Source organism: Aminobacter sp. MDW-2, assembly GCF_014250155.1.
In the GTDB taxonomy this organism is placed as follows: Bacteria; Pseudomonadota; Alphaproteobacteria; order Rhizobiales; family Rhizobiaceae; genus Aminobacter; species Aminobacter ciceronei.
Genome location: NZ_CP060198.1, coordinates 119,413 through 136,771 on the forward strand (window position 1 = coordinate 119,413; position 17,359 = coordinate 136,771).

Annotated in this window: 17 protein-coding genes; 12 read left to right on the forward strand and 5 right to left on the reverse strand. The window is 64.6% G+C overall.

Going from position 1 to position 17,359, the window contains the following annotated elements; all coding sequences use genetic code 11:
• On the reverse strand, nucleotides 1-1,452 hold the full coding sequence (locus tag H5P29_RS29280; protein WP_154384446.1) for an aldehyde dehydrogenase family protein: 1,452 nt from the start codon (nucleotides 1,450-1,452) through the stop codon (nucleotides 1-3).
• A 96-nt stretch (nucleotides 1,453-1,548) separates the two neighbouring features.
• Between H5P29_RS29280 and H5P29_RS29285 the strand changes: the two genes are divergently transcribed.
• A complete protein-coding gene (locus tag H5P29_RS29285) occupies nucleotides 1,549-2,442 on the forward strand; it encodes a LysR family transcriptional regulator (RefSeq protein ID WP_154384445.1) in 894 nt (297 codons plus the stop codon).
• Between the two features lie 143 nt (nucleotides 2,443-2,585).
• Here the strand turns inward: H5P29_RS29285 and H5P29_RS29290 are convergent, their stop codons facing one another.
• The 3 genes from H5P29_RS29290 to H5P29_RS29300 are packed head-to-tail and all read right to left on the reverse strand — an operon-like array spanning nucleotide 2,586 to nucleotide 4,454.
• Nucleotides 2,586-3,002 (reverse strand): DUF2177 family protein, encoded by a 417-nt coding sequence (locus H5P29_RS29290; RefSeq protein WP_067967258.1) that lies wholly within the window; start codon nucleotides 3,000-3,002, stop codon nucleotides 2,586-2,588.
• A gap of 25 nt (nucleotides 3,003-3,027) precedes the next feature.
• Complete coding sequence (locus H5P29_RS29295; RefSeq protein ID WP_182574697.1) at nucleotides 3,028-3,678, reverse strand: ChrR family anti-sigma-E factor; 651 nt, start codon at nucleotides 3,676-3,678, stop codon at nucleotides 3,028-3,030.
• Complete coding sequence (locus H5P29_RS29300) at nucleotides 3,675-4,454, reverse strand: sigma-70 family RNA polymerase sigma factor (RefSeq protein ID WP_371818665.1); 780 nt, start codon at nucleotides 4,452-4,454, stop codon at nucleotides 3,675-3,677. Before H5P29_RS29300 ends, H5P29_RS29295 begins: the two co-directional genes overlap by 4 nt.
• Before the next feature lie 23 nt (nucleotides 4,455-4,477).
• Between H5P29_RS29300 and H5P29_RS29305 the strand changes: the two genes are divergently transcribed.
• Both H5P29_RS29305 and H5P29_RS29310 read left to right on the forward strand, forming a co-directional pair.
• Nucleotides 4,478-5,836, forward strand: a complete 1,359-nt coding sequence (locus tag H5P29_RS29305) for an NAD(P)/FAD-dependent oxidoreductase (protein WP_246787053.1) — start codon at nucleotides 4,478-4,480, stop codon at nucleotides 5,834-5,836.
• Nucleotides 5,833-6,630 (forward strand): DUF1365 domain-containing protein, encoded by a 798-nt coding sequence (locus H5P29_RS29310; protein WP_067967248.1) that lies wholly within the window; start codon nucleotides 5,833-5,835, stop codon nucleotides 6,628-6,630. The genes H5P29_RS29305 and H5P29_RS29310 overlap by 4 nt, the downstream gene beginning before the upstream one ends.
• Nucleotides 6,631-6,659: 29 nt before the next feature.
• Here the strand turns inward: H5P29_RS29310 and H5P29_RS29315 are convergent, their stop codons facing one another.
• Complete coding sequence (locus H5P29_RS29315; protein ID WP_154384444.1) at nucleotides 6,660-7,442, reverse strand: SDR family oxidoreductase; 783 nt, start codon at nucleotides 7,440-7,442, stop codon at nucleotides 6,660-6,662.
• A 371-nt stretch (nucleotides 7,443-7,813) separates the two neighbouring features.
• Here H5P29_RS29315 and urtA point away from each other — a divergent pair, with 371 nt between their 5' ends.
• The 9 genes from urtA to H5P29_RS29360 all read left to right on the forward strand — a co-directional run bounded on the left by urtA (nucleotide 7,814) and on the right by H5P29_RS29360 (nucleotide 17,344).
• Nucleotides 7,814-9,085: an urea ABC transporter substrate-binding protein gene (gene urtA / locus H5P29_RS29320; protein ID WP_246340830.1), complete on the forward strand. Its 1,272-nt coding sequence runs from the start codon at nucleotides 7,814-7,816 to the stop codon at nucleotides 9,083-9,085.
• Between the two features lie 70 nt (nucleotides 9,086-9,155).
• Nucleotides 9,156-10,775: an urea ABC transporter permease subunit UrtB gene (urtB, locus tag H5P29_RS29325; protein WP_154384442.1), complete on the forward strand. Its 1,620-nt coding sequence runs from the start codon at nucleotides 9,156-9,158 to the stop codon at nucleotides 10,773-10,775.
• The gene (gene urtC, locus H5P29_RS29330) at nucleotides 10,772-11,923 is read left to right on the forward strand and encodes an urea ABC transporter permease subunit UrtC (RefSeq protein ID WP_154384441.1); all 1,152 of its coding nucleotides are present in this window, start codon (nucleotides 10,772-10,774) and stop codon (nucleotides 11,921-11,923) included. The genes urtB and urtC overlap by 4 nt, the downstream gene beginning before the upstream one ends.
• Before the next feature lie 4 nt (nucleotides 11,924-11,927).
• Nucleotides 11,928-12,674 (forward strand): urea ABC transporter ATP-binding protein UrtD, encoded by a 747-nt coding sequence (gene urtD, locus H5P29_RS29335; protein WP_067967237.1) that lies wholly within the window; start codon nucleotides 11,928-11,930, stop codon nucleotides 12,672-12,674.
• 171 nt (nucleotides 12,675-12,845) lie between these two features.
• Nucleotides 12,846-13,541: an urea ABC transporter ATP-binding subunit UrtE gene (urtE, locus tag H5P29_RS29340; protein ID WP_154384440.1), complete on the forward strand. Its 696-nt coding sequence runs from the start codon at nucleotides 12,846-12,848 to the stop codon at nucleotides 13,539-13,541.
• 98 nt (nucleotides 13,542-13,639) lie between these two features.
• A complete protein-coding gene (locus H5P29_RS29345; RefSeq protein ID WP_154384439.1) occupies nucleotides 13,640-14,386 on the forward strand; it encodes a GntR family transcriptional regulator in 747 nt (248 codons plus the stop codon).
• Between the two features lie 69 nt (nucleotides 14,387-14,455).
• Nucleotides 14,456-15,142, forward strand: coding sequence for an N-acetylmannosamine-6-phosphate 2-epimerase (locus H5P29_RS29350; protein WP_246787054.1), 687 nt, complete (start codon nucleotides 14,456-14,458; stop codon nucleotides 15,140-15,142).
• Between the two features lie 5 nt (nucleotides 15,143-15,147).
• The gene (locus H5P29_RS29355) at nucleotides 15,148-15,996 is read left to right on the forward strand and encodes an ROK family protein (RefSeq protein ID WP_154384438.1); all 849 of its coding nucleotides are present in this window, start codon (nucleotides 15,148-15,150) and stop codon (nucleotides 15,994-15,996) included.
• 19 nt (nucleotides 15,997-16,015) lie between these two features.
• Nucleotides 16,016-17,344, forward strand: a complete 1,329-nt coding sequence (locus tag H5P29_RS29360) for an extracellular solute-binding protein (RefSeq protein WP_154384437.1) — start codon at nucleotides 16,016-16,018, stop codon at nucleotides 17,342-17,344.
• Nucleotides 17,345-17,359 lie beyond the last annotated feature (15 nt).

Consider the following 17,359-nt stretch of genomic DNA (forward strand, 5'->3'; position numbering starts at 1 on the left):
TTACTCCGGCTCCCCTGCTCGAATATACGCTGTCTTGACCTGGGTGTAGAACTCGGCCGCCGAGCGGCCCTGCTCGCGCGAGCCGAAGCTCGAGCCCTTCCGGCCGCCAAACGGCACATGATAGTCGGTTCCCGCCGTCGGCAGGTTGACGGTGACACAGCCCGTCTCCGCATGTCGCCGGAAATGGCTGGCACGAGCGAGCGAGCGGGTGAAGATGCCGGCGACCAACCCGAAACGCGTGTCGTTGACGGCGGCGAGCCCTTCGTCATAGCAGCCGACCTTCTGCACGGCAGCGATGGGCGCAAACATTTCCTCGCGATTGAAGTCCATCGCATTGGTCGTCCCGGTCAAAAGCGCCGGCGCCATGTAGAAGCCGTCATGGGCAAGTTGCAGCCGCTCGCCACCAACCGCCACTTCGGCGCCAGCGGTCCGGGCACGATCCATCCAGGCAAGGTTCGCCGCAAGCTGGCGCGCGCTGACGACGGGACCGACCTGCGTGCCATCCGCCAGGGCGTGACCGACCTTCAAGCCACCGACGGCAGCGGCCAATTTCTCGACGAAGGCATCGTGGATGCTCTCATGTATGACGAGGCGCGAGGACGCGGTGCATTTCTGGCCTGTGCCCGAGTAACCGCCGCCAACGGCGGCCGCCACAGCCAGGTCGATGTCGGCATCATCCATCACCAGCAGCGCGTTCTTGGAGCCGAGCTCGAGCTGGAACTTCGTCAGTCTCGCGGCTGCAGCCACGGCCACCTGGCAGCCAACCTCGTAGGAGCCGGTGAAGGTGATGGCATCTACGCCTGGGTGGCCGGCAAGCCCGTTGCCGACAACCGCGCCTGGGCCCATCAGCAACTGGAACGCCCCATCCGGCAGGCCGGCGCGATGGATGATCTCTGCAAGAGCCCAGGCCGAGGCCGGTGTCTCGTTGGCGGGCTTCCAGATGACGGCATTGCCATAGGCAAGCGCCGGCGCGATCTTCCAGCTGGCGGTGGCGGTCGGAAAGTTCCAGGGCGAGACGACGGCCACCAGCCCCATCGGTTCGCGGCGCATGTCGATCTCGATGCCGGGACGCACCGATTCCGCGTTTTCGCCAAGCTGCCGCAGCACCTCGGCCGCGTAATAGGTGAAGAACTGGCCGGCGCGGAACACCTCGCCGCGACCTTCCGCCAGCGGCTTGCCCTCCTCGCGCGACAACAGCCCACCCAGTTCGGCTGACCGCTCCATCAGTTCATTGCCGATCCTGTTGAGGATGGCCTGACGCTGTTCGAGCCCGGTCGCCCGCCAGGCCGGCATCGCCGCCCGGCCAGCTGCGACCGCCTCGTCGACATCGCCCGTATCGGCCTGGGCATATAGACCGATCAGGTCGGTGACATCGGACGGGCTGCGATTTTCGTGGAAGCGATCGCCCTGCCGCCACCGGCCGCCGATCAGATTGGCGTAGCGTTCTGCCATGTCGATCTCCATTGCTCGCCTGAAAATCCGCCACCGCCCCACTTCAATCAAGCATATATTTCTGTTATCAATTTCAGAAGAATTGAAGTTGGTGTGATGATCAAACTGGAAGCATTGCGGGTCTTCGTCACGGTTGCCGAGAGCGGCAACATCAAGGACGCAGCCGATACGGTTGGCCGCACGGCCTCAGCCGTTTCGATGACCCTCAAGCAGTTGGAAGACGAGATCGGCGGACCGCTGTTCCAGACCGATCGCAAGAACAGCCTGACGGCGCTTGGCAATCTGATGCTCGATCTCGGCCGCGAGCAGATCCGCAGCTTCGACAAGTCGATCGGCATCATGCGGGCTTTCGCGCATAGCCGCATCGGCAGCCTGTCGATTGCCTCGGTACCCTCGGTCGCCACCAACGTGTTGCCGCCCATCCTGCAGCGGTTCCTGGAAACCCGACCACAGGTCGAGGTCGAACTGTTTGACATCGACAGTGCCCAGGTGCGGCGCATGGTGGAAAGCGGCGTCGCCGACATAGGCATTGCCGGCGAGAGCCGTGCTGGCGGCGGCGTCGAATTCACGCCATTGTTCAGCGACCGGTTCAAGCTGCTCTGCAAGGACGATCACGAACTCTGCCAGCTCGAACGTCCTGTCGAATGGAGCGATCTGCACGGCGCGACGCTGATCCGCAACGGCGCATCCGACAGGATCGATGCGGAGGCGTACAAGCAGCTCTCCGCACGGTCGCTGATGACCGTCTACAACGTCACCTCGCTGGTTGCTTTGGTGAAGGCCGGGCTCGGCCTGACCATCCTGCCGTCATTGACCATGCATGGCGCCCATGATGGCGTGGCGGTGCTCGAACTGGCCGATGCGGCGGCAAGCAGGCAAGTCGGACTGGTCGAACGGCGAGACGTCTCGCCCTCACCCGTGGCCGCTGCTTTCCGTGCCTTCGCCCTGAAAGAAATCCCGGCACTGGTTGCAAGTCGCCTCGAAGACTAGGTGATCGCCCTGACCGTTATGCCTCGCCGATCGGCTGTCGCTCTCTCATCGAGAGCGATCAAGCCTGCCAGCGCCACCGGGTCGATGAAGACGACCTCGGCTCCTGCCTTGCCTGTTGGCTATGCCGCGAAAGGCAGCCCTCATCAGCTCGGCCTGGCCATCGCCCAGGCGGTGACCAGATACCCGATCGTTGCGGCAGTGCCGGTGAGAGCGACGCCCCAGGCCATGTCGACGACGCTGACCGTCACCGACCAGTTCTTCAGCGTGGCCAGGTTTGTCATGTCGTAGGTGCCGTAGGCGACGAGGCCGAGAAGAGCGCCATTGATCAGCGCTGTCGTCCAGCTCGCGCCGTTCAGCGCCGGCATTGTCGCGAAGTGCACGATGCCTGCGACATAGACGAGGTAGAACAGGCCGGCGACGCCGAAATGGGGCTGGTCGAGAAGCAGGGCGCCGATGCGGCTGCGGTAGAAGTTCGTCGAGATGGTCGACAGCCACAGGAAATCGAGGCCGAAGAAGACGATGGCAGTGGCGACGTAGGCAGTGGCGTAGCTGGCGATCATAGGCTGCTTTCGAACAACGGACCGGTCAAATCCCAAGCAGAGGCTGGATCGCCCGCATGATCCAGCTGCGGAACTGCAGCGGCGCGTCGGTCACCGCAAGGCAGATACAGTCGGCTTCAGGCGTAGCTACCGGTTGGTGCGTCAGGCTGGCGTCGGCGTCCTCGAGGTCGCCACGCGCAAACAGACCCGTGCCATCATGAAAGCTGCCGGCCAGCACCAGCGTCAGCTCGCGGCCGCCATGGCTGTGCTCCGGCACCGGCTTGCCGGCGGGAATGCGCAGCAGCCTGACCATGGTTTCGCGATCGCCCGTCTTGATAGGGATCTGGTACGCGCCGCGTCCGAGCGGCCGCCATTTAAGCGTGTCGAAATCGCCACCGACATAGGAGCGCAACGGCTCCGGCAAGCCGCCGCTGTGCCCAACAGAGCTTTGGCGGGCGGCCGCGGTCTCGGGTTGCTGCAAACGGCTGCGCACGCTGGCCCAGGACTGGTCGACCGAGGCCTCGTCTTCCATCGTATCGAGCAACTCGCCGCCGACGGCCTCGGCCACTGTCAGGCGACGCCGGCAGGCTGGGCACAGCGCGAGATGCGTAGCCACCGCAATGCTCCAGCCCTCAGCCAGGCTGCCGGCGGCATAGCTGATGAGCAGGTCGTCGCTGATATGGTGACGAATGGTCACGACACGTCTCCGGAGCGGGCGAGCGCGGCCCGCAACTTGTCGAAGGCCAAGCGCATGCGCGACTTGACCGTCCCGAGGGGCAGGTTCAGGCGCTGCGCGATCGCGCTGTGCGACTGGTCTTCGAAAAACGACAGTTTGAGCAGCGACGCCTGTTCCGCAGGCAGGGCTGCAATTGCATGGTGAAGCTGTTCCGATGTCTCGCGCATGTCGAGCTCGGCATCGGCGGGAGCGACATCGTCGGGCACGAAGGCGGGATCTTCCGGGTCGAATTCCGGTCGCCTTTCACGCCGGAAAGCGTCGATGCGCAGGTTACGCGCAATGGTGAAGATCCAGGTCGACGCCGCCCCCTTCGCCGGATCGTAACGCTCCGCCTTGTTCCACACGGCGATCATGGTTTCCTGCATCAGTTCCTCGGCCTGCTGGCCGTTGCCACCCGTCCTCGCCATGTAGGCCTTCACGCGTGGTGCGAAGTGGCGAAACAGCTGTTCATAAGCTTCGATGTCCCGCCGGGCACCCACAGCGCACAGCAGTTCTCGCATGTCGGAACCATCGTCGACGCCAGTCGGGCGGTTCATGTCGGCAGTTCCCAAATCACCATGCCATGGCACGGAGCGCCAATGCCCCGCCTTGAAGCGTTTCTGCCACGCCGGAACGCCGATGGAAACGACCGTGTTCATGCTGTTGGTACGCCGGCGAGCGACCGCCGGATCACTCGCTTCGGAAAAATTTCGCGTCCCAGCGATCCGCCGGGGCCTGCGCTCCGTATCCAGCAGCATAAGGCGCAGCGGAAAGGCGAGACGTGAGCATCGACACCAGCAAGGAATTGCCCGATCACGCGCGCCGCGTCGCCGTCATCGGATCCGGCATATCAGGTCTTTCGGCAGCCTGGCTGCTCGGCCGAAAGCTTGATGTCACGCTCTACGAAAGCGAGCCTCGCCTTGGCGGCCATTCCAATACGGTCATGGTTCCGACCAACAACGGCGCCCTGCCCGTCGACACCGGCTTCATCGTCTACAACGAGCGCAACTATCCCAACCTCGTCGCCCTGTTCCGTGAAATCGGCGTGCCGACGGCAGCTTCCAACATGTCGTTCGCCGCCTCGCTCGAAGGCGGCAAGCTCGAATATTCGGGCTCCGGCCTCAACGGCCTGATCGGCCAGCGCGGCAATGTCATCCGGCCGCGCTTCTGGCGAATGATGCGTGACATCCTGCGCTTCTACCGCGAGGCGCCGGCGCTGCTCATTCGCGCCGACCTGCACGGCGTCAGCCTCGGCGAATATCTCGATCGCAACGATTATGCTCCGGCTTTCGTCGAGGACCATTTGCTGCCGATGGGAGCAGCGATCTGGTCAACAACGGCACGCGACATGCGCGCTTACCCACTGCTCGCCTTCGTCAGGTTCTTCGCCAGCCATGGCCTGCTCAGCCTGGCCGACCGGCCGAAGTGGCGAACCGTGCTTGGCGGCAGCCGGGAATATGTTCGCCGGCTGAGCGCCAACTGCGCCGACAACATCAGGCTGAGCACGGCGGTCGGCAATATTGCGCGCAAGAACGGCCGGGTCGTCGTCACCGACACCAAGGGACATGCCGACACCTTCACCGATGTCGTCATCGCCACTCATGCCAACCAGGCGCTCGACCTGCTCTCCGACGCCGACCAGCAGGAGCGGGCTTTGCTTGGCGCCTTCCGCTACACCAACAATCTGGCGGTGCTGCATTCAGACGAGAACCTCATGCCGCGACGCAAGCGGGTCTGGTCAAGCTGGAACTATATCGGCGAGGACCGCGACGACAACAGCCAGCCGCTATGCGTGACCTACTGGATGAACCGGCTGCAGAACCTCGACATGCGCCATCCCCTGTTCGTGACGCTCAACCCGACGCGCCAGATCGATCCTGCAAAGATCATCGGGCGCTACGACTACACCCATCCGCTGTTCGACCAGCGCGCGCTCGACGCCCAGCAGCAGCTCTGGCGCCTGCAGGGCCGACGCCAAACCTGGTTCTGCGGTGCCTATTTCGGCTTCGGTTTCCACGAGGACGGCCTGCAATCCGGCCTCGCTGTTGCCGAAAGTCTCGCGGACATCAGGCGACCATGGAAGGTGCGCGACGAATCCGGGCGAATTGCGCTGATGCCCCGGCTGGAGGCAGCCGAATGAGCCTGCGCTCCGCGCTGTTTTCTGGCACGGTCACGCATACGCGGCTCAGGCCGCGTCGCCACAGGCTACACTACCGCGTCTTCTCGCTGCTGCTCGATCTCGACGAAATGCCCGGTGTCAGCGTGACTTCCCGACTGTTCGGCTACAACCGCTGCGCAATCCTCAGCTTCTGGGATGCCGACCACGGCGACGGCAGCGCCAGCGGCCTGCGCGGCTGGGTAGAGGCGCAACTGGCCAAGGCCGATAGGCTGGAGAGCGGCATGCGCATCCGGGTGCTCTGCTATCCCCGAATCCTCGGCTACGTCTTCAATCCGCTGACGGTTTATTTCTGCCACGCGCCCGATGGCCCGCTCAGGGCGATCCTCTACGAGGTCTGCAACACCTTCGGCGAACGCCACACCTACGTCATTCCGGTCGACGCCGGAGCGAGCGGCCCGATACGTCAAGGCTGCGCAAAGGAACTCTACGTCTCGCCCTTCATGCCGATGTCCTGCTTCTACCGCTTCCACATCGAGCCGCCCGGTGACAGGGTCCTGGTGCGCATCGATGAATCGGACGCCGAAGGCCCACTTCTTGCCGCCTCCTTTGCCGGCAGGCGTCAAGAGCTCACCGACCGCGCCTTGCTCGGCGCCCTCTTCCGCTACCCGCTGATGACGCTGAAGGTGACGCTTGGCATTCACTGGGAGGCGCTGCGCATCTGGTGGAAGGGCATCCCCGTCCACCGGCACAACGCCGCAGTTCAAAAGATCAGCACCACCGTCGTGACGACAAGGGTTCCGGAACACGCGCAATAGAGCCGGGTCCACCGACCTTCGCCGTGCCGTCAGTCGCGGACCATGCGCCGCGTGATCACAAAGCGCAGCCGCTCTGGCATCGCCGCCAGGAGCTTCATCGACAGCACCATCTTCCATGGAAAAGCGGTCATGAAACGCCGCGATTTCAGGCCAGCCATGATGTGGTCGACCGCAGCGTCTGCCGAGATCATGAACGGCATCGGAAAATCGTTCTTCCGTGTCAGGGGCGTGTCGACGAAACCCGGACAGACGAGGCTGAGCCGCACGTTCCGAGCCGCGAGTTCAGGGTGGAGCGCTTCACACATGTTGATCAGCGCTGCCTTGGTCGCGCCATAAGCTGCAGCGCCCGGCAGGCCGACGAAGCCTGAAACCGAAGACACCACGGCAACGTGCCCGCCCTGGCGCGCCAGCATGCGCGGCATCAGCGCAGCCAGGCAATGCACGCAGCCCATCAGATTGACGTCAACGGTGGCGCGAAAGGCGCCGGCGTCGAACTCAGCGGCGGCGTCGCGCGCATAGGTGCCGGCGTTCAGCACGGCGAGATCGATCGGCCCGATTTCGCCCTCTATGCGGGCAACCGTCTCGAGTACGGTCGCCTCGGCGGTCACGTCGAGCGGAAATGCACGGATACGACCCGGCGCCTCGGCGGCCAGTTCGGCGAGATCGCTCGCCGTCCGCGCGCTTGCCACGACCTGCCAGCCTTCGCTGGCAAGCCGCAACGCCAAGGCGCGGCCGATGCCGGAGCCGGCGCCAGTGACCCACGCCAGCCGCCTGTTGCTCACGACCCGCCCAGCATCGTTGTTCCGGCGCATGGCTGCTCCTCGGAATGCCCGTTCTCCCTCTCTTACGAGCAAAGCCGGGGATTGGTTCATGGCTCCCAGCATCTCGACGGCCGGCATAGCCGCGAGGGCACTATTGCTCATAGTTTATGCAAAAATCAGATCTGGGCAAAAAACTGGCAATATCTGCTGTGCAATGCACAAATCCTGGGACACCGGCTGGCGGCATGAGCAGCCATGCCTTCGGGTGCATTAGGCCAACCTTATGAAAATGCGCGACTTTCCCTGCCTCCAAACTGGCCCTGAGCGATTGGCATGACGGTTGCATGACATTGTTCAGTGCAACAAAGCCAAATGGGAGAATGGTAATGAGGGGACATTTCGCAAACTGGACCGCCGCAGCCATGGCCGGGATAGTCGGCGCCGGGCTCAGCCTGGCGTCGCCCTCCGCGGCGGCGGACGACACCATCAAGGTCGGCGTGCTGCATTCGCTGTCCGGAACGATGGCGATTTCAGAAACGACGCTGAAAGACACGATGCTGTTCCTCATCGAAGAACAGAACAAGAAGGGCGGGTTGCTCGGCAAGAAGCTCGAGGCCGTCGTCGTCGATCCGGCCTCGGACTGGCCGCTGTTTGCCGAAAAGGCACGCCAGTTGATCGAGCAGGACAAGGTCGCCGCCGTCTTCGGCTGCTGGACCTCGTCGTCACGCAAGTCGGTGCTGCCGGTCTTCGAGGAGCTCAACAGCCTGCTGTTCTATCCCGTCCAGTATGAAGGGGAGGAAAGCCAGCGCAACGTGTTCTACACCGGCGCCGCGCCCAACCAGCAGGCCATTCCTGCCGTCGACTATCTGATGAACGAAGAAGGCGTGCAGCGCTGGGTGCTCGCCGGCACCGACTATGTCTATCCGCAGACGACGAACAAGATCCTGCAGGCCTATCTGCAGTCGAAGGGCGTCGCCGCCGAGGACATCATGGTCAACTACACGCCGTTCGGGCATTCCGACTGGCAGACCATCGTCTCCGACATCAAGAAGTTCGGCTCGACCGGCAAGAAGACCGCCGTCGTCTCGACCATCAATGGCGACGCCAACGTGCCGTTCTACAAGGAGCTCGGCAACCAGGGCATCAAGGCCGAGGACATTCCGGTGGTCGCTTTCTCGGTCGGCGAGGAAGAACTCGCCGGCCTCGACACCGCGCCGCTGGTCGGCCATCTCGCCGCCTGGAACTATTTCCAGTCAGTCGATAGCCCCGCCAACGCCGAGTTCATCTCGGCCTGGAAGGGCTACACCAAGAACGACAAGCGGGTGACCAACGACCCGATGGAAGCCCATGTCATCGGATTCAACATGTGGCTGAAGGCGGTCGAGAAGGCCGGTACCACCGATCCGGACGCCGTCATCGACGCCATCGTCGGTGTCTCGGTGCCGAACCTCTCGGGCGGCTTCTCGACAATGATGCCCAACCACCACATCACCAAGCCGGTTCTGATCGGCGAGATCCAGGCCGACGGCCAGTTCGAGACGGTGTGGCAGACCGCGGGCCTCGTGGTCGGCGACGAATGGTCCGACTACCTGCCCGATTCCAAGGACCTGATAGCCGACTGGCGCGCGCCGATGTCGTGCGGAAACTTTAACGTCGCCACCGGCAAGTGCGGCGGCAAGGGCACGACCAACTAGCCCATCAAGGTGCCGGGCAGGCTATCTCGCCCGGCACCCCAATCCTAATCGCACACAGGTACCATTCCAGATGCAGTTCGTCCGCGGTCTAGTCCTGGCCATTGCCGTCATTTGCGCGAGCCTGCCGTCGCTTGCCCATGCCGACGAGGCGGGCTTGCGGGCATTGCTCACCCGGCTCGCCACGACGACAAACTTCCAGGAGACGGAATCCGTCGTCCGCGATCTTGCCGCCACCGGGGAGCCGGCCGTCGAGCGCATCCTGTCGGCCCTGGCCGACGGCAACCTCTATGTCAGAAAGTCCGACCAGGGCGTCTTCACAGGCAAGGAAGATGGCCAGACGCTTTCGCTGTCCGATCCGCTCGACGGAACGGCAGCCGGCACAGCTGCGAAGGCCGATATTGTCAAGGTCAAGGTCAACAACGCGCTCCGCCGCACCATCCGCGACGTCATGGGTGGGCTTACCCTCGGATCGGCCGATCCAACTGTGAGGCTGTCGGCGGCAAGCACCATGCTCAAGCGCCCCGACAAGACGGCGTTGCCAGCTCTCGACGCAGCGATTGCCGGCGAGACCGACGCCACGGTCAAAGCAGCGCTTGCCCAGGCCCGCGCCGCCGCAGTCCTGGTTTCCGACCTCGGCGAGGCCGAAAAACGCGCTGCCATCGCCGTTCTTGCAAACCGCGGCGACAGCGACGCGCTGGCCCAGCTGACAGCCTTCCAGGCCGCAAGCACCGGCGCATTGGCCGAGACGGCCGCCCGCTCGGTCGCGCAGATCGAGACCAGCATGGCCGCCTGGCAGGTGGCGCAAAACGTCTGGTACGGCATTTCGCTCGGCTCGGTGCTGCTGCTCGCAGCCATCGGCCTCGCCATCACCTTCGGCGTCATGGGCGTCATCAACATGGCCCATGGCGAGATGGTCATGCTCGGCGCCTACACCACCTTCGTCGTGCAGCAGGCGATCCGCGCCTTCGCGCCCGACCTGTTCGACTGGTCGTTGGCCATCGCTTTGCCTGCCGCCTTCCTCGTCGCCGGCGGCGTCGGCCTCGCCATCGAACGCGGCATGATCCGTTTCCTCTATGGCCGCCCGCTCGAAACGCTTCTGGCGACCTGGGGTGTCTCGCTGATCCTGCAGCAGGCTGTCCGCACCATCTTCGGCCCGACCAATCAGGAGGTCGGCGCACCGAGCTGGATGGCCGGCGCGTTCCAGCTCGGCCAGCTGACAATCACCTGGAGCCGGCTCTGGATCGTGCTGTTCTGCCTCGCCGTCTTCCTTCTGCTGGTCTTCATCATGAAGCGGACGAGCTGGGGCCTGCGCATGCGCGCGGTGACCCAGAACCGGCGCATGGCCGCCTCGATGGGCATCCGCACGCCATGGGTCGACGCCTTCACCTTCGCACTCGGCTCGGGCATCGCAGGGATCGCGGGGGTGGCGCTGAGCCAGATCGACAATGTCTCGCCCAATTTCGGCCAGGGCTACATCATCGACAGCTTCATGGTCGTGGTCTTCGGCGGTGTCGGCAATCTCTGGGGCACCTTCATCGGCGCGATGACGCTTGGCGTTCTGAACAAGTTCCTCGAGCCTTACGCCGGTGCGGTGCTCGGCAAGATCCTGGTGCTGGTGCTGATCATCCTGTTCATCCAGAAGCGGCCGCGCGGCCTGTTCGCGCTCAAGGGACGGGCGGTGGAAGCATGATCGCGCGTCGCCTGTTTTCCTCCGACCGGCGCATCGCCGTCACCATCGCCACGCTGCTCGCGGCTGCGGTCATCGTGCCAGTGCTCAATCTCGCGGTGCCGGCCGAGAGTGCCTTCCACGTGCCGAGCTACGTCGTGGCGCTGGCCGGCAAATATCTCTGCTATGCCCTGCTTGCGCTCGCGCTCGACCTCGTCTGGGGCTATTGCGGCATCCTGTCACTCGGCCACGGCGCCTTCTTCGCCCTCGGCGGCTACGCCATGGGCATGTATCTGATGCGCCAGATCGGCGCGCGCGGCGTCTACGGCAACCCTGACCTGCCCGACTTCATGGTGTTCCTCAACTGGAAGGAACTGCCCTGGTACTGGCTCGGCTTCGATCACTTCTGGTTCGCAGCGCTGATGGTCATGGCCGTGCCGGGCCTGCTCGCCTTCGTGTTCGGCTGGTTTGCCTTCCGCAGCCGCGTCACCGGCGTCTATCTGTCGATCATCACCCAGGCCATGACCTATGCCCTGCTGCTTGCCTTTTTCCGCAACGACATGGGCTTCGGCGGCAACAACGGCCTGACCGACTTCAAGGACATCCTTGGCTTCAGCGTCCAGGCAAGCGAAACGCGCTCGGCGCTGTTTGCCGCGAGCGCGGTAGCGCTGGCGCTCGGCGTGCTGGTCATCTGGCTGGTGGTCGGTTCGAAATACGGCAAGCTTCTGATGGCCGTGCGCGATGCGGAGAGCCGCACGCGCTTCCTCGGCTGGCGGGCGGAGAACGTCAAGCTGTTCGCCTTCACGCTGTCGGCCATGATGGCCGGCATAGCGGGCGCGTTCTACGTGCCGCAGGTCGGCATCATCAACCCCGGTGAATTCGATCCTGCCAATTCGATCGAGGTCGTGATCTGGACCGCAGTCGGCGGCCGCGGAACCATCGTCGGGCCGATTGTCGGTGCCATCGCCGTCAATGCCGCCAAGAGCTGGTTCACCGGCGCCTTGCCCGAACTCTGGCTGTTCGCACTTGGCGGCCTGTTCATCGCCTCCACCCTGTTTTTGCCGCGCGGCATCGTCGGCCTGTGGGACCGGTGGCAGCAGATGCGGGCCACGCGCGCGGTGCCGGCCGAAGGCAAGGCCGCCGCGCGGACCGAGCCCCAGCCGGCGGAGTGACGGGATGAGCATGAGCGGAACCATCCTCTATCTCGACGGCGTGTCGGTTGCCTTTGACGGCTTCCGCGCCATCAACGACCTGTCGCTGGTGCTCGACAGGGGCGAGATGCGGGCCATCATCGGCCCCAACGGCGCCGGCAAGACGACGATGATGGACATCGTCACCGGCAAGACCCGTCCCGACAGCGGCGAGGTCTTTTTCGACGGCCAGATCGACCTGACGCGTCATGACGAGGCCGAGATCGCTATGATGGGCATCGGCCGCAAGTTCCAGAAACCGACGGTGTTCGAGAACCATACTGTCGAGGACAACCTGCTACTGTCGCTCAAGGGGCAGCGCTCGATCTTCCCGGCACTCTTCTATCGCTCTTCGGCAGCCGACCGCCGGCGCATTGACGACATCCTCGGCGTCATCCGGCTCGGAGCCCGGCGCAACGAGCCGGCTGCCGGCCTGTCGCACGGCCAGAAGCAATGGCTCGAAATCGGCATGCTTCTCGCGCAGGACCCGAAGCTGCTGCTCGTCGACGAGCCGGTAGCCGGCATGACGGACGCCGAAACCTTCGAGACCGCCCGCCTGCTCAAGGACATCGCAGAGACGCATTCGGTCATCGTCGTCGAGCATGACATGCATTTCGTCCGCGAGCTCGGCGTCAAGGTGACCTGCCTGCACGAAGGCTCCGTGCTGTCGGAAGGCACGCTCGACTTCGTCTCGTCAGACGAACGTGTCGTCGAAGTCTATCTGGGGCGCTGACGATGTGGTGGCGCGGTACTTATCTAGCGACGGTCCCAAAGCGGGAAACTCCGGCATCGCCGCAGGCCATGTCGCAAACGAAATCCACCAACCTCCCCTGGCGCTCCGGAAGGGCCGCCACCCCCGTCCTGGCGACGGGGGCGCGGGGGGCCCAGTCGATGGAGCCGGGCGATGCTTGAGGTCAACGACGCCGTTCTCCACTACGGCGCGGCCGAGGCGCTGCGCGGCGTCTCGCTGCGTGCCGACGCCGGCAAGATCACCTGCGTGCTTGGCCGCAACGGCGTGGGCAAGACAAGTCTGATGAGATCGATCGTCGGCCAGCACAGGCTGACATCGGGTACGGTTGCCTTCGAGGGGAAGGCGCTCGACCGGAGCGCGGCATACGATCGCGCCCGGTCGGGCATCTCTTTCGTGCCGCAGGGGCGCGAGATTTTTCCGCTGCTGACGGTGCAGGAGAACCTGGAGACCGGCTTCGCGCCGCTGAAGCGGGGCGAACGCGCGGTGCCCGAACACGTCTTCGAGCTGTTTCCTGTTCTGAAGCAGATGCTGGCACGGCGCGGCGGCGACCTCTCGGGCGGTCAGCAACAGCAGCTGGCGATCGGCCGGGCGCTGGTCATGCGGCCGAAACTCCTGGTGCTCGACGAGCCGACAGAAGGCATCCAGCCGTCGATCATCAAGGACATCGGCCGTGCCATCCGCTACCTGCGCGACACCGCCGGCATCGCCGTGCTCCTGGTAGAGCAATATCTCGATTTCTGCCGCGAGCTCGCCGATGTCGTCTACATCATGGACCGTGGCAGGATCGTCCATACAGGCGCCGCCGGAGACCTCGATACGCCCGAAATCCGCAAGCTACTGACGGTGTGAGCCGCAAGGAGACTGGAAAACGACCCGACAAGGACAATACCAGTTTAACACCTGAAAAAAATTCTGCATAAAGGAGCGACTTTCCACAGGTGGCTCCGATGGGCGATCAGGCAATCCTCGACTTCCTCGCAAGACAGCTTTCCGGCGAGAGCGGCGAACCGCTGTACCGGCGGCTGGAGGACGCCATCAAGGAGGCGATCGGTGCCTCCCACCTCAAGCGTAGCGCCGTCATCCCCAGCGAACGCACGCTGTGCGATGCGCTCGGCATTTCGCGCGTCACCGTGCGCAAGGCGATCGACGGCCTCGTCTCCGACGGGCTGCTCGACCGCCGCCAGGGCGCAAAGACCGTCGTGTCGTCGCGCCTGGAGAAGTCGCTGGCAACCATGACCAGCTTTTCCGAAGACATGCGCTCGCGCGGGCTTGAACCCGGCTGCGTCTGGATTTCGCGAGAGATTTCACGGCCTTCGCCAGCCGAAATGATGGCCTTGGGCATCTCCGCCAGCGAAAAGGTCGTGCGCCTGCGCCGCCTGCGCACCGCCGACGACACACCCATCGCCATCGAGATCGCCACGCTGCCGGCACGTTTCGTGCCGGATCCCCAGGCGGTCGGGGAATCGCTCTACGAATATCTCGAGGCCACCGGCGCCCTGCCGGTCCGGGCACTGCAGCGCATGCAGGCCAAGCCCGCCACCGACGAGGAGCGCCAGCTTCTCGCCACGCCCGAGGACACCTCTTTGCTGGTCATGGAACGTCGCTGCTTCCTCGCCGACGGCCAGATCGTCGAGTTCACCCAGACCAAGTACCGCGGCGACGTCTACGACTTCGTCATCGAGCTGATGCGATAATACCAGTATAAAGCCTGTTGCAATCTGGTATTGGACTGCTACCGTCTGGGCATCACAGGAGATGCCCGCGTGCCGCTTGACTTCAAAGCCCTCGACAATGGCCTGATCGTGTCCTGCCAGCCGGTGAAGGGTGGCGCCATGGACAAGGCCGAGATCGTCGTGGGCTTCGCGCTGGCGGCCATCGACGGCGGCGCCGCTGCTCTGCGCATCGAATCCGCCGAATATGTCGCTGCCGTCCGCGCCGCCACCAACAAGCCGATCATAGGCCTGGTCAAGCGCGACCTTGAGGACACGCCCGTCCGCATCACGCCCTGGCTCGAAGACATCGACGCGCTGGCCGCCGCAGGTGCCGACGTCATCGCCTACGATGCCACCCAGCGCATCCGCCCGGTTGCGACCAACGCGCTGATCGAGCGTATCCATTCCCACGGCCGTGCCGCCATGGCCGACTGCTCCGTCATCTCCGACGCCGAGCAGGCGCTGGCCGAAGGCGCCGACGTCGTCGGCTCGACGCTCGCCGGCTACACCGGCCCGGTCGAACCGACCGAGCCCGACTTTGCGCTGATGGCGGCGATGCGGAAGCTGACGCCTCACGTCGTCGCCGAGGGCAATGTCCGCACCCCCGCCCAGGCGCAGCAGGCGCTGGCGTCCGGAGCCTCGATGGTCGTCGTCGGCTCTGCCATCACCCGGCCGGAATATGTGACCTCGTGGTTTCGCTCGGCGCTCGACGAAACCATCGCCAAGGCCGGAGCCTGATCACCATGGCTGAGGCCGTTCTTGCGCTCGACATCGGCGGCACCAAGATGCTCGCAGCCCTGGTGCGCGAGGACACGGTGGTCGAAACGCACAAGATGCCGACGCCGCGCAGCGGTGATCCGGAGCAATGGCTGACGTCTCTGTTCGACGCCATTTCAGGCTGGAGGGGCCGCTACGACACTGTAGGCGTCGCCGTTTCCGGCATAATCGACGACGGCTGCTGGTCGCCGCTCAACCGCAAGACGCTCGATATCCCCGACGGCTTCCCACTGGTCGCAACCGTCAAAAGGCTCGCCGGCACCGACGCGGTGCTCGCCGCCAATGACGCACAGGCCGCTGCCTGGGGCGAGTTCTCCTGCGGCGCCGGCCAGGGCGAGGACCTCGTCTTCCTCACCATCTCCACCGGCATTGGTGGCGGCATCGTCGTCAACGGCCGCCTGCTCGGCGGTCTATCAGGCCATTTCGGCCTGCTGCGCAGCCTCGACGAGAACGCCGGCGTCCTCGAGGACCACGTCTCCGGCAACTGGATGGCGGCACAAGCGGCACCGCGCCAGGCCGGTGCCACCGCGCGCGAGGTCTTCGAGGCAGCAGCTGCAGGCCAAGCCTGGGCGCAGGACATCATCAAGGCATCGGTGCGTCAGACCGCCCTTCTGTGCCGCAACATCCAGCTCATGCTCGACCCGGCCCGCATCGTCATCGGCGGCGGCATCGGTCTGGCACCCGGATATCTCGAATCCGTCCGGCAGGCACTGGGAAGCCTGCCGCCACGGCTCACCCCGCAGCTTCACGCGGCAGCACTCGGAGAGAGCGCCGGCGTCGTGGGCATCGCGGATCTAGTAAAACGTCAGAACTGAACTAGAGGGAGAACACGACATGACATTTTCGACGCTCAGAAAGGGCGGCCTGATCGCGGCTGCGATCGCCAGCCTGATGGCGAGCCCCGCCTTCGCCAAGGTGACCGTGCTCGGCTGGCCGGGCGGCCCAGAGGAGACCGCGCTGCGCGCCGCCGCCGACGCCTACAACGCCAAATCCGACACGTCCGACGCCAACAAGGTCGAGTTGCTGTTCTTCAACCGCGACGGCTTCTGGGACAAGCTGCAGGCCGACCTCGCCGCCGGCTCGAAGGCCTTCGACGTCAACCTGCTCGCCACATACTCCATCGGCCGCTATGCGCCGTTCATGGAGCCGGTCGAGCTTTCGGACGAGGCCAAGGCTGTCTATGGCGACTCCGTGCTCTCCACCATGCAGTATGAAGGCAAGCAGTTCGGCGTGCCGACCGATCTTTCGCTGCACTTCATGTATTACCGCAAGGACCTGGTCGAGGCGCTGCTCAAGGATGACGCAGCAAAGGCCAGATTCGCCGAGATTTCCGAGAAGCACCTCGGCAAGAAGCTCGAGCCGAAAAACCCGGACGAGTGGACCTGGGACGACTACGCGGCGACGGCGCTCTACTTCACCCAGGCCGTCAACCCGGACAGCCCGACCCGCTACGGCACCGTACTGCAGCTCAAGAACCTGCTGTTCAACATGATGGTGTTCCAGTCGCTGCCGCGTTCCTACGGCGGCAACTGGATGGACGAGAGCGGCAAGGTGACGGTCAATTCCGACGCCTATCGCAAGGGCCTCGAGACCTACAAGCTGCTCTATGACGCCGGCGCCACCCCGCGTGACTCGCTGTCCTACGAGTTCGCCGAAGCCAACGCCGCCTACGCCTCCGGCCAGGTTGCGGCAATGATGCAATGGAACGCGGCTGCCTCCGACCTGACCTCCAAGGAGAAGTCGCCGACGGTTGCCGAGGTCACCGAGACCATCGCCCCGCCGGCCGGACCCGAGGGCCGCTTCACCCACATCCATGGCCTCGGCTTCGGCCTCAACAAGAACGCCGAGAACAAGGATGGCGCCAAGGCCTTCATCAAGTGGCTGTCGTCGAAGGAAGCAGCGCTGATCTACGCCAGGAGCAGCGGCGCGCCGGCACTCACCCCCGACGTCGTGAAGGAAGTCGCGGCCGAGCGCCCCGACCTGGTCAAGCTCGGCGAGTTCGCCAGCAAGTATGGCTACGTCATGAACGGCGGCACCTCGGCCAAGGCGCTCTCGGTCTACGAACTCCAGGCCAAGGAGTTCACCGGCTACTGGTCGGGCCAGCAGTCGCTCGACGACGCCCTTGCCAACACCGAAAAGGGCATGACCGAGCTGCTCAAGTAATCGGCTGGCCGGCGG

Bases quoted from the DNA above. Each gene is read 5' to 3' on its own strand.
- H5P29_RS29290 (WP_067967258.1), bottom strand. From the start codon at position 3,002: ATGATCGCCAGCTACGCCACTGCCTACGTCGCCACTGCCATCGTCTTC.
- urtB (WP_154384442.1), top strand. From the start codon at position 9,156: ATGCAGTTCGTCCGCGGTCTAGTCCTGGCCATTGCCGTCATTTGCGCG.
- H5P29_RS29300 (WP_371818665.1), bottom strand. From the start codon at position 4,454: ATGCTGCTGGATACGGAGCGCAGGCCCCGGCGGATCGCTGGGACGCGA.
- H5P29_RS29280 (WP_154384446.1), bottom strand. From the start codon at position 1,452: ATGGCAGAACGCTACGCCAATCTGATCGGCGGCCGGTGGCGGCAGGGC.
- H5P29_RS29285 (WP_154384445.1), top strand. From the start codon at position 1,549: ATGATCAAACTGGAAGCATTGCGGGTCTTCGTCACGGTTGCCGAGAGC.
- H5P29_RS29310 (WP_067967248.1), top strand. From the start codon at position 5,833: ATGAGCCTGCGCTCCGCGCTGTTTTCTGGCACGGTCACGCATACGCGG.
- H5P29_RS29315 (WP_154384444.1), bottom strand. From the start codon at position 7,442: ATGCGCCGGAACAACGATGCTGGGCGGGTCGTGAGCAACAGGCGGCTG.
- H5P29_RS29345 (WP_154384439.1), top strand. From the start codon at position 13,640: ATGGGCGATCAGGCAATCCTCGACTTCCTCGCAAGACAGCTTTCCGGC.
- H5P29_RS29360 (WP_154384437.1), top strand. From the start codon at position 16,016: ATGACATTTTCGACGCTCAGAAAGGGCGGCCTGATCGCGGCTGCGATC.
- urtC (WP_154384441.1), top strand. From the start codon at position 10,772: ATGATCGCGCGTCGCCTGTTTTCCTCCGACCGGCGCATCGCCGTCACC.
- urtD (WP_067967237.1), top strand. From the start codon at position 11,928: ATGAGCATGAGCGGAACCATCCTCTATCTCGACGGCGTGTCGGTTGCC.
- H5P29_RS29355 (WP_154384438.1), top strand. From the start codon at position 15,148: ATGGCTGAGGCCGTTCTTGCGCTCGACATCGGCGGCACCAAGATGCTC.
- urtE (WP_154384440.1), top strand. From the start codon at position 12,846: ATGCTTGAGGTCAACGACGCCGTTCTCCACTACGGCGCGGCCGAGGCG.
- urtA (WP_246340830.1), top strand. From the start codon at position 7,814: ATGGCCGGGATAGTCGGCGCCGGGCTCAGCCTGGCGTCGCCCTCCGCG.